We start from the raw sequence: 12536 nt of genomic DNA, 5'->3' as shown, positions 1-12536 counted from the left end.
TTATTTTACCACTTGGCAGGGCGCTCAATCCGGCGCTCGCAAGCGATCATTTTTAACCTGAAATTTTTGACCATGAATGCAACCTCAGCCTGGCTTTTGACGGCTAATTCAAAATTAAACAGTCCTGATCTTTCCCCTGTTTATGAACAGCAGGCGGCGGGCTATTCTTTTAACGTTTATTTGGTTGACGATTCCTGCTGGCTGGTGGCGGCCTGGCCCAGAGGCAGCCGTATCGCCTTCCGTTTGGCTTATTCGCCCAATGACTGGCTGGAGCTTAAAAAGGTTACAGAGAAAGATCGCAACATCATATTCCGTATCGCCTCCCTGATGGGTGAATATGAAGCGGTGGTTTGCTTACCAGATGATCAGAACGAACCCGTTTTGCGTTTAACCACCACCCTGACAACGGCCGCGCCGCTGCTGTTCCCATATTGGCCGAGGGATATTGTGCCTTTGGGCGCATCGGGCAGCGACGTGCTGGCTGAGGGTCACGTTCAGGTCAGGCAGGTCGGCACGCGTTCGGGGCAATTGTATTTCAATCTCACCCGGCCAAAAGCGGGTTCCGTGCTCTACTTACAGAACCTGACCGCGCTGGCTGATTATAATCAGGACACCGAAACCTCTGCCGGTGATACCGTTGGAGGCGAATGGCCGGAGGTTGGCTTTGCTTTGCCGCCGACCATCAAAAACAAACCGCTTGAATCCGGCAAAAGCTACGTCTTAAGCGATGCGTTAATTACCTTTTCGGAAGAAGTACCTTCGGATGAACCGGCTATGGTGCGGCAGTACCTGGATATGCTGTCAGCAGTTTATTTGCAACTACCTAAACCGGCAACCACCTACAAACACTGGCCAGAGATCCTGCAGAAAGGATTGACCGATCTGCAGGATAGCCCGGGCTGCTGGTCGCAGGTGGGCGGCAACCCTTATTTTAATGCGTATGTCTGTGATTATGCTACCCCGCCGGAGATCATGGTCCAGTTAGCTGTTTTGTTGCCCCTGCTGGACTACGTGGAATGGAATAGCGCACAACTGGAAGTGATGAAAAAGATCAAAGCCGGCCTGCCTGCTTTTTACAATAAAGAGCTTGGCACCATCATGCGCTGGCACCCGAAAGTGGCCGATACCATGGAAGGGGAAGAAGAGCATAAAAAACCGATGGTCATGGATTCCTGGTACTTGAATCATCCCTTACTGAACCTGTCACGGCTGGCACTCAAAGGCGACCAAGTTGCTGAAAAGCTATTTTTGGATTCCCTGGATTTTGCCATTAGGGTGGCCCATCATTTTAATTATAACTGGCCCGTGTTTTATAAAATGGATACCCTGGAAGTGGTCAAAGCAGAAACCCAGCCCGGCAAGGGCGGCGAAAAAGATGTACCCGGACTATATGCGCACGTGATGCTGCAGGCCTGGGAACTGACCGGCGAGAAACGCTATTTGGCGGAGGCGGAAAAGGCGGCGCAAAAATTAAAAGGTTTGGGTTTCGAATTATTCTACCAGGCCAACAATACCGCTTTTTCGGCGGGTGCCATCCTTCGCTTATATAAGATCACGAAAAAGGAGATTTATAAACAACTGAGTTATCTCTGTCTGGCTAATATTTTCAAGAACGTCAGCTTATGGGATTGCAACTATGGCTACGGAAAAAACTTCCCGTCCTTTTTTGCGTTGTTCCCCTTAAACGATGCGCCCTATACAGCGGTATACGAAGAGCAGGAGGTTTTCTGCGCCTTCCATGATTACCTGCACCACGCCGAAGGGCAGGAAATTCTCCCGTCCGTACGCCTGTTATTAGCGGAATATGTCCGGTTCCTGGTGGAACGGGCGGTGTACTATTATCCAACTATGCTGCCAAAAGCGATGTTGTCAGAAGACGTCAAGACCGGCGAGGTGGACCCAAACCTCTGGATCGCTTTGGAAGACATGCATGACGGCTGGGAGAAGTCCGGCGAAGTCGGCCAGGAGGTCTATGGCGCGGGCAATGCTTTCGGGATCCTGCCGCGGCACTATATGCAGGTAGAAGGCCAGCCTTTTATGATCTATACCGATTACCCGACCTATGGCTTTTCACCGAAAAAACACCGGCCCGCTAAATTTAAACTTGCTGGTGATCGCCGCTTGAGTTGCCGCCTGATGCTGGTCAAGACAGACCGGGGCAAAATGCCGGAATTTGTCCTCACATTAAATAACAGCAAGGAACCGGCCAAGGGAAAAAGAACCAAAGGGGGCCACCTGGAATTTACGGTACCGGGTGACAGTGAAATTCATATTAACTGGATATGAAAAAGAAAAAGCATTTTTTTGAACGTTTCTCCGATTGGGCTACGACAGCCACCGGCAGCTCAGCAGCATTTTTTATCGCTATCGCCGTCATTGTCACCTGGCTGATTACCGGGCCGGTATTTCAGTATTCAGACACCTGGCAACTGATCATCAATACGGGCACGACCATTGTGACCTTCCTCATGGTCTTCCTGATCCAGAAATCGCAGAACAAGGACTCCAAGGCGATCCATCTTAAACTGAACGAGTTGCTGGCCTCGCACGAAGGCACTAGTAACCGGATGGTCAATATCGAGGACCTGACTGAGGAAGATTTGGACCGTTTATATAAATTTTATATCCGGCTATCGCAATTGGCCCAACGGGACAGTGACCTGACCAGTACCCACTCGATTGATGCTGCCGAAGAAAACCAGAAAAGGAAGTCAGGCAACCGCAAATCAACCCAAACCGGTCATTAACTTGAAAAGCTATGGGACTATTGATCAAAATATTTGGCGAAGGTAAGTACCTAAACTATATTACCATTGACTAAGTCGTCGTAGGCAAAAAAGCATCTAATTAAAAGTATTGCTTTGCTTAATCGCGGATAATAAAGTCATCATTTCCGCCGCAGTAAGTTGCTCAATAACGGGTGGCTACTGTGCCGCCCGGTCTTTTAATAGTAAAGGAATACCGATCGTTAATTTTGGTGAGGGTAAACTGCCGGGCTCCTCCTGGTTTTAATTCATCAATCGGAACAATATGTAATTTGCCATCTGCATTAAGGTACTCAAGTGTGTAATTTCTGATGGTATAGGATGGTATCGAGTTCTTCACCTGAATTTCAACGGAAATGTCGAATGGATTTAGCCTGACAACCTTTAAAATCTCGACCGGTGAGCACAACTGGGCAAAGGTGTAATAGGATGGTTTGGGCTTTAAGTAAATGTCTGTTACTCCATGGCGGCGTATCTGGAATTTACCTTTTCCCTCCTCCCCCATTTGGGTGCGGTAATCGTTCAGGCAGAAGTAAATAAAACCGGCAATAAAGGGTTTCTTCCGCCATTCGTTGATATGGTAATGCATATCATCTATCCGTCGCGCATCGCCGCCGCTGAATGCTGGCTCACATAAGCCAGCCTCACTGATAAAAAGCGGCCGGCCATTTAACACCCGGTGTATCTCATCCAGTTTTTTTGGCAGCAAATCGCGCTGATTACCGTTCCAGGTGCCTACATAATCATTCCAGGCGGGCAAGTCGCCCATCAATCCGGGATCCTTAGCCAGTTTCAGATCCATTTTATTGCCAACTACATTAATGAGCCTGGTTTGGTCCAGGGCACGTGTAAATGCTTTTAACTGATTATTATCTTGTTGAGTAGACGGTACCTCATTATTCAACGCCCACGCATAAATGCTGGGATGGTTATAATGCGCTTCAGTCATTTCGGTAAGCTGTTGCTTGGCAGTGGCCATAACCTCCGGTGTCAGTTGCGCCGGCCTTTGCCACCACGGGATCTCTTCCTGAACAAGTATGCCGTATTCATCCATTAAATCAAGTAGATAATCGTCTTGCTGCCAGTGGAACCGGGTGATCACCACGTTAAGCTGCTTCATCATCCGGGCAACGCTGTCCATAATCCTGCGGGGTTCGGCCGAGCCGAACGCAGGATGGCTTCCTGCCATATATTCAATGCCCGGTAAGCGGACTTCTTCACCATTCAAGGTCAGTTTTTCACCATTGAGCGTTACTTTTTTAAAGCCAAATTTTGCTGTATGTATATCAGCAACACCTTTGGCGTTATAGGTTGCCACCTGCAATTCATACAAAAACGGGTTGTCGAAATGCCAGGGGGTTACTTTTTTCAGTTGTATGGGAAACTGAAATGTATTACCAGTCCGGGTTAGCGTTGCTCTTTTACTAAACACAACCTTACCGCTCTTCTTTTCTTTTAAATTAGCGCTTATTGTTGTTGAGGCAATTTCAGATTCGTTCAGCTTTATATCCACCTGCATACTTGCACTGCTATCTTTCAATTGAAGATCGGGGATAACATGAACATACTTGATGGAAGGCCGGTCGCAAATGTAAACAGATACATCGCGGATGATCCCTCCATCATTCACCCAATCAAAAGCGGTTTGGAAAGGCAGATTGGTAGCCGAAAAACTGTTGTCGCAGGAAACCGTCAGCTTGTTTTGCTGACCGTAGGCCAGGAACGATGAGATATCAAATGAGAAGGCTGTATAACCCGAGTTCAGATGCCCGCCAACACGTTTACCGTTAATGTAAAGTACCGCGTCGTGGTAAACCGCTGCAAATTTGATAAACACCGCCTTCCCCTTCCAGGCAGCCGGAACTTTCAAACTCCTTCCGTACCAAGCCAGCCCGGCATAGTTTTCCAGGCCTTTGTGAATATTCCAGGTATGAGGTACAATAACGGTTTTGGCAGTGCCCGGCAGCCCTTTAGCAAAGCCGTTTTGTAAACCGCTTTTTTGCGGATCAGTTTGAAACTGCCAGGAACCATTCAATGATATTTCGCGGTTCACCTGGCCAGACGCACTGATCACACAGGCAAAACACAGCAAAAAGATCAAACAGATTTGTCTTTGCCTAACGCAACTTTTAAAACTCACGAATATGGGCATATGGTTATAAATTGGTTATATAACAATACAAACAAAAATACTGGCAATAACAGTTTTCAATATAGATGGATTGATTATAAATATGGATTATCTTACTCTTTATTTTAACTCGTCTGGATTCCCGAACCCTGATCGCTGAACTCTCGTAGCTGCCTTAGATGGGTCAATGCACCGAAATGACACGCGTCTTGCTTAAGTACTTCAACAAACGCTGCCTGCGCTTCATCAAATTGGTTCAGCCCCAGGTAACCGAGCCCCGCGATATAGCGACAATGGATTTTGTTACGCTGGTTCAAATCATCCTCAAAAATGAGCAGGTCGGGCAGCGATACCGCGAAATAGTCGATCCGTACTTCGTCCTGCCCATGGTCTAATCCATAGTTTAATAAGTTATTGAAAATGGTTTTAGCGGTTTCGGCGTGTTGCAGCTTGTGCCAGGCCAGGCCCTGATAAAAAATCTTGTCGGGTTGCTGATCGTTATAGAATACCGCAGCGCTGGGTTCAGACAAGCCTTGAGTTGCGGCTGACCAGAAAGTTTTTGCTTTTTCAGTTTCGCCCAGCTTTTCATAAGTACAGCCCAGCCAGTAGAAAATGTCATTTTCCTGTGCGCCGGGTAGTTTGCCTTCGCCAAGATTATCAGGATAGGCCTGGGCTGCATTTAGTTTTTCGATGGCACCTGTATAGTTGCCATTTAGGAGATCGGTTTTTGCCAGTTCGGTGAGGCTATAGATATACTGCCCCGATACTTTGCCTTCACCGCCTTCCCAGGGATGGAACTTCCGTTCCATCAATTGCCGGTAAGCCATTTCATGCTCGCCAATAAAGTTTTTTAATGTGATGGTTTCTAAATAAAGATCATCACGCAGCCGGGCCACATCGCTATGCCTGGTCAAGAACTCCAGACGGGTCTGCGCGCTATAGTTCAATTTTTTGTAAAGCTGGTCCAATTCCATCAGCACACGTGCATCTCCCGGGTTCAGGCTGAATGCCTTTTCAAAATGCAACAGGGCTTTTGCCGGATCACTCTGTTTATTATAAGCGGCGATGGCCAGGTTCCGGAAAACTGTCGGGAAGGTTGCATCGGCCTCGGCCGAGCGCTGCCAGTTATCGATAGCGTGCTGGTACTGGCGTTTATCATACCAAAGGTTACCCAAATAATAAGGCGCTTTCGCATCTGCCGGGTTTTTATTCATAGCAAACTGCAGTACGGCAATATCTTCCAGCCTGTTGGGGAAACAATAATCCGGATTGGCTAAAGCGCCGGTTTTAAGATATTCATCAGCCTTAGCAACGTTACCGCCCAGGTAGTAATATTGCGCCAGGTAATAGCACAGCATCGGGTCGCTCTCCAGTCTGTTTTCAACCAGCGCCAGTAGTTGAATTGCATCATCATAAAGACCGGCATTGGCGTAGTCAATTGCATATTCAATGAGCGTATGTGATTGGCCACGGCTCAATTCCCTCAATTGTGTCAACGCTGCCGACGCCTCGTTAGTTGATGCTGCCGCCTGCAGGCCAAGATAAAGTTCATACCAGGCGCTCAGGTTAAAGCCATCGCGTTGCAGCGCATAGCGGCAAGTTTCAATAGATGCCTGCAGCCTTGATAGCATGCGCTGGGCCCGCGCCTTAATCATATAAGCTTTGCCATTTCGGGCATTCCGGTCAATCGACCAGTTAATGTGCTCCAGCGCCCGCTCGTATTGCCTGTTTTTCAAATCGATTTGCGCCACGGCAAAGTAAGCTACATCCTGCCAGGCCGCATTCCAGGTGGATTTAAAATAGGCGCTATATGCTTTTTTATCATCGCCGGTATAAGACAAGGCCAGGCCTAAATTATAGTACGGCTCCCCATCGTAGGGGTTTGGATTTCTTTGTGTAATCGTCTCAACAGCTTTTTCAAAATAAGGAATCGCTTCCTTGAATTGACCTTTTCTTAACAACCAAAGACCTAAAGCATTGTTATTCCGAACATCTCCCGGGTCCCGCTTCAGGGCTTCCTTGTAATAAGGTACGGGGCTATAGGTGGCATGGCGATATTGCTCAAGATGCTGCCCGGTAAGAAACAATTGTTCGGCAGAGGCAACCTGTTCAGGGGCGCGTGCCGGTTTTGCCGCTTCCGGCAGTTCTCTGTGTTCGTTAGATTCATGATAGGATATCAGTTCCTTTCCTGTATGATCATAAACGGTCAGCGACAGTTGATCCGAATCAGCAAAGTCTGCAACATTTTCTGTAAACACATCTTCCGGGCTTAACGACACTTTCCAGCGCGAAATAACACGCTCTGCATTTGCCAGTACAATCCCGGCGTCTTCAATCGGTGATGTGGCAAACACGGTAACCTTCAGGCCACCATCCTCTTTTTCTAATCCCAATAAAATGTCTTTACTGGCATTCTTAACCAATCCAACCTTTCGGTAAGGCAAAAAATACTGGGTGAAGGACTTTTCTTCATAAGGCATCAGCCAGCTAAAATCCGGCTGATTATCGGTAAACATGCCGGTCATCAACTCAATGTAAGGGCCGTCTTCGTCCGTCAGGTTACGGTCCCAGGCAACGCCAAAATCACCGTTACCCCATGTCCACTGTTTTTTGCCGGGCGAAACATGATGATCGGCCACATGCAGTACACCTGCTTCCGTATCGTGCTCATAACCGCCCACAAAATCATATTCGGAATTGACTGCCATATACGAAGTAGGCACCGGGATATTCTTGTAGCGTGATATGTCTGTACCCGGCGAATAATCAACTTTATAATAGGTGCCGGTAGCGATAGGAAAAGTGGATACATCGCGTTTACCATGATCGAACACCGCGTTAACATCCGGTGGAAATACGCTTTGGTAATGATCACTAACACTAACAGCCGGGTTGGCCCACCACAAAAATGTTTGTGGCACATTGGTGCGGTTGTACAATTGCGCTTTGATCTCGAGGTAGGCTTTATCCGGGTGCAGTGTAAAACCTGCCATCCCTTTAGTACGGAACATCTTTTCCACTTCGCTCACCCATACGGTCTTACTGCCGTCCTCATTTTCTTCAATCCGGTAATCTACCGGCTCAAAAGTACTGGGGCGGTGATGCTGAGGCCAGTTAAATTCAATACCGCCAGAGATCCAGGGGCCGCACAAGCCTACCAACGCTGGTTTAATCACCTGGTTATAATAGATGAAGTGCCGGTCGGCGATCTTATCATAAGCCATTTGCACCCGCCCTCCTATCTCCGGCAGGATCATGATCTTCAGATATTTATTCTCCAGGAATAAGCCATTATATTCCTGATCGATCTTCTCATCTGCAATCTTTTCAATTACCGGATGCGGGTAAACCACTCCGCTGCTGCCCTGGTAAACCCGTTTTTCAAAAAACATCGGGTTTTTATCTGCCTCACCAACCGGATAGGTGGGTATGATCACCTTCTCTTGCCAAACTTTAACTGTCATATGTGTAATAATATATTATGCTTAATGTCCTGTATAACTATCTTCCAATTGTTCCAACGTTTGCCCCTTGGTTTCCTTTACGCGGTTTCTGACAAATAGATAACCTAACAAGCAGATACCCGCATAGAGGTAGAACGGACCATAAGTCCCCAGGTATTCGGCGAGGATGGGAAAGGTAAAAACGAGTATAAAATAGGCTGTCCATAAGGCTACGATTGCAACCGAAGAAGCAATACCGCGGATATGGTTAGGAAATATTTCTGAAATGAGCACCCAGGTAACCGGCGCGAGTGATGTTGCATAAAAACCAATAGGCAGTAATACGAAAATCGAGATCCAGATGGTGGGTGCCTTATTACTGAGCAGTAAGGCCAATACCACATAAGATAAGGCAAGGCCCAACGAACCGATCAGCATCAGCGGGCGGCGGCCGAGACGGTCTACCTGCCACATGGCAATCAATGTAAAAAGGAGGTTAACAATGCCAATCGCCACGGTTTCCAACAACTGGTGATCAAGACTGGCGCCAACAGATTGGAAGATGGTTGAAGTGTAATTGAAAACCACATTGATACCGCACAATTGCTGAAAAACAGCCAGTGTGATGCCTACAAGTACCGCCGGCCGCACTGCTTTTGCAAATACGGCGGCGTATTTTTGTTGCGTCACTTTCGGAATGGAATGTTCGATAGCCTCTATCGTCGTTTGGGCGAATTGCGCCGAACCGATTTTGAGCAGGATGTCTTTCGCTTTGGTTTTCTGACCCACCGTTAACAGCCACCTTGGGCTTTCCGGCAGGAAGATCACACCAATCAAAAATAATAAGGAGGGGATCACCCCGCAGCCGAACATCCAGCGCCAGGCGTTTTCCATATCGGCCAGCAGGTAATTGACCAGATTGGTCATCAATATCCCGATAACGATGGTCAATTGGTTAATGGCGACATTCCGGCCACGCATATGTGCCGGCGAAATTTCTGCAATATACATGGGACTGAGCATAGAGGCCATACCCACACCGATGCCGGCGCAAAAACGCATCAGTACAAAAACAGCCAAACCGGGTGCAAACGCCATTCCCAGCGACGATACGGCAAAAATGGCGGCCGCCACCATTAGCCCAGGCCTGCGGCCATAGCGATCGGCCAGTTTGCCGGCCAGCAGGCAACCCACAATACAACCCAACGCCAGCGAGCCGGTTAAAAACCCCTCCCACCAACTGGAAAGATGAAATGCTGTCTTTAAAAAAGGCAGGGCACCGGAAATGACGGCAAAGTCGAACCCAAAAAGGTAGCCTCCCAGGGCAGATATAAAGGAAATCCCCAGGATGTAACAATTATTGAACTGTACATCACCTTGTATTTTATTGAACATAAAGACTATTTACGATGTGATTAAAAATAAAGCTCGGCCTGTTGGCCCGCAATAGATAATTTTTGGTAAAACATGGATTATTATTGGATGAGCCGCCGCAGCTCATCGGCCGTTATTTCCTGAACTGGTTGAAAAGCACTACCGGAAGCATATTTGGCTAAACTATACCGTAACTGCCGGGCTGCCGGGCGTTCAGCCAGTTGATGGCTAATGTCCATGGTACAGATCAATAGCTTGCCTGCCCCCACCCTAAACTCCACCAGCGTGCCCAGATTTCTATTTTTAAAGAAATTGTCAATCACGCGGACAATTGGTACCGCGCGGATTGGCAGCCGGTCAAGCTGTAAGGACCTGGAACGGGTAACCAAATCCCACCATTGCCAGTCAGAATGTGTAGCTGTAGGAAAATCACCCAAAGCCTTGCTTTGATTATTGATCAATAAGCCCATGCTGCCCGGCTGGTTGGGGAAATGCACCGGACTCCAAAAAACTGTTGCAAAACGGCCGTCGATGCCTTTGATAGCAGACGTATCGGGATGAAAGACCACCTGCCTGCCAGCTTTCAGTAGTTGGATAGCGCTATCAATTGACGCGGTGAACACCGCCTTGTTATCGTCCTTAGGGAGCACTGCCGGATAGACCCATATTTTCCATTGATTTTGATATTTGGTATTGCCCAGGCTTACCTTAACTGTCAGCTCGGTGGCCTGGCTTATCCCGGATAGATCTACCGAGAACCGGCCGGCGTCGTTTCCGTTTCCGACAGGAATTGACCGGTGACCAAGCGTACCCTTATATTGTACTTTACCATCTTCGGAATAAATAGACCAGCGGACCTCCTCATTGATCACCTGATCACTAAAATTGGCAACTTCAACAGATGCAGCAAATGCTTCGTTGTTTTGGTAGGCTGCTTTCTCAAAGCGCAGCAGCGGGACAACCGGGCTGCAGAATTCGCGAAATTTTTCAGGCCGTATTAACCCTTTACTATCCCAAAAAGCGTTTAGTATACCAACAAGCGCCGTCCCCTGGCCGGGGAAATCATGCAGGTCAAGTAACTGCAATCCGCCAACACCCCGGGTTTTCAAAGCCCTTTCAATTTCTTCTTTGTAAAGCTGCACGGCTAATGCGCCACTGGCTTTCAAATAGCTGGGCGCCATTTCCAACAGTTGTTTTTTGCGCAGGTCGTTCCGCACAGCTTTAAAGTTATCAGGGCGCAGCACACCTGTATATTTAGGAATCTCTGTCAGGTCCGGGAAAATCGAATATTGGCCAACCTCGTGTATGATCAGCGGCACATTTGTCCCGGCAAGCGCTTTGCTGTAATCCGTCTTAAAGTCGGGTGCGTTTGTGTTAAAAATACCTTGCCCGCGTACCCAGCCTTTGTCTGTATACTGGGTGATAAAAAAATCGTCGGCCGGTTCCGGGTTTTTGCCATGTCCTTTTTGAAAAGTGAAAGTAGTTGTCGTATAAAGATGGCGGTTGTCCTTCCGTTTTAGCGTTCTGACCAGGTTTTCAAGCCAATCAAAGTCGCCTTGCAGTTCGTTACCCATACTCCAGAAACAAAATGACGGGTGGTTGCCATACTCATCGATGATCTTATCTGCTTCTGCGTCGAGGTAAGTTAGGGTGTTGGCGTCCTTTCCAACAGTCGGGACCCATAAAGGCAGTTCAACATGCAGGTAAAAACCAAGCGAGTCCGCTACCCGGAAGGCGGCCTCGGGCGGGCACCAGGAATGAAAGCGGAGATGGTTCAGACCATAAGCCCGGGCCGCCCGGAACACTTTTAGCCAGCCCGCGGCACTCATGGGTGGATGGCCTTCCAGCGGGAATATATTGCACTCCAGTGTGCCCCTCAGAAATAGCGGCCTCCCGTTTATCTTCAGTTCATTGCCGGTAGCCGTAACTTCCCTGAACCCGAATGTGGTGGTCTTTACATCCAGCAATTGTCCCTTGTCGTTCGTTAGTTCGGTGCAGATTTGATACAGGCGGGGATGGAATTCGTCCCAGGGTTTTGCATTAGGGGCCTGGATAGTGATTTCCTGTTCGGGGGCTGAAACTGCCACACGCGCGGATGTTTTGATCACTTTGGTTCCGGCAAGCAGCGAAAGGCGAGCGTAGATCTTATTGACCGGTTTTGCTTGCAGTGTGATCAAGGTTTTTACCGATCGGTTGGCCAGGGACGGAAACGTCCTGATATTTTTGATGGAGATAGCCCCCAGGTCAACCAGTTGTATTTTCCCAATGATGCCGTTCCAGATGATCTGCGTGCCATCCGTGTAGGCATGGGCAAAATCATTTACGCTGATATCGTGCTGCTTTCGGTTGTCGATCCGGATGGTGAGGGTATGTTTACCGGGCTTTAATACCCCTAAATGAAAAGTGTGCGGCGCAATCAGGCTTTCCTGTTCGCCAACAGGGTTGCCGTCTATCCAGCAATCCGATCTCCACAGCACCCGTTCTAATGAGATGAACGCATCCGTCATCGCAGCACGCGTGTTGAACGTCCGCTGGTACCATGCCGCACCGATATAAGTATGCTTTCTGGATAAGTGGAGCATGACCGGCTTAGTGAGGCTGCTGTCTGCTTTCACAGGCCGGCCGATTGATGCATCATCTAATGTTCCGGGTAAATTGATCCCGTCTTTAAACGATTGGCTATACCATTTCTCCGGTATGCCCCTATCAAGTGAATCGAGCCGGTATGACCAGCGGCCGGCGAGTGACATTGGTCGAACCTGACCGAAGGCCGCCTGGAGCGATAGTAAAGCGAGGGTGCAGAACAGTATTTTTTTCATTGAT

At 48.3% G+C, this 12536-nt stretch carries 6 protein-coding genes; 2 read left to right on the top strand and 4 right to left on the bottom strand.

Translation table 11 applies throughout. The features are described from left to right. The first annotated feature begins 72 nt into the window (after positions 1 to 72). Positions 73 to 2286 (top strand): hypothetical protein, encoded by a 2214-nt coding sequence (locus AC07M6_RS19260; protein WP_494892261.1) that lies wholly within the window; start codon positions 73 to 75, stop codon positions 2284 to 2286. Then, entirely contained in the window at positions 2283 to 2747 is a 465-nt protein-coding gene (locus AC07M6_RS19255; protein ID WP_494892259.1) for a low affinity iron permease family protein, read from the top strand. The genes AC07M6_RS19260 and AC07M6_RS19255 overlap by 4 nt, the downstream gene beginning before the upstream one ends. Positions 2748 to 2910: 163 nt before the next feature. On the opposite strand, the gene AC07M6_RS19250 is transcribed toward AC07M6_RS19255, so the two are convergent. The 4 genes from AC07M6_RS19250 to AC07M6_RS19235 form a co-directional block, all read right to left on the bottom strand. Further along, the gene (locus tag AC07M6_RS19250; protein ID WP_494892257.1) at positions 2911 to 4839 is read right to left on the bottom strand and encodes a glycoside hydrolase family 2 protein; all 1929 of its coding nucleotides are present in this window, start codon (positions 4837 to 4839) and stop codon (positions 2911 to 2913) included. A 182-nt stretch (positions 4840 to 5021) separates the two neighbouring features. Then, positions 5022 to 8360, bottom strand: a complete 3339-nt coding sequence (locus AC07M6_RS19245; protein WP_494892255.1) for a DUF5107 domain-containing protein — start codon at positions 8358 to 8360, stop codon at positions 5022 to 5024. Positions 8361 to 8381: 21 nt separating this feature from the next. Next, positions 8382 to 9734 carry a sugar porter family MFS transporter gene (locus tag AC07M6_RS19240; protein WP_494892253.1) on the bottom strand — a complete coding sequence of 451 codons (1353 nt, stop codon included), beginning with the start codon at positions 9732 to 9734 and terminating at the stop codon, positions 8382 to 8384. A gap of 80 nt (positions 9735 to 9814) precedes the next feature. Then, on the bottom strand, positions 9815 to 12532 hold the full coding sequence (locus AC07M6_RS19235) for a DUF8487 domain-containing protein (RefSeq protein ID WP_494892251.1): 2718 nt from the start codon (positions 12530 to 12532) through the stop codon (positions 9815 to 9817). Between the last annotated feature and the right edge of the window lie 4 nt (positions 12533 to 12536).

The sequence above is a fragment of the Mucilaginibacter sp. GW821-FHT07H05 genome (assembly GCF_059418485.1).
Note: the sequence above shows the minus strand (reverse complement) of the source record. Positions and strands in the feature narration are given on the sequence as shown.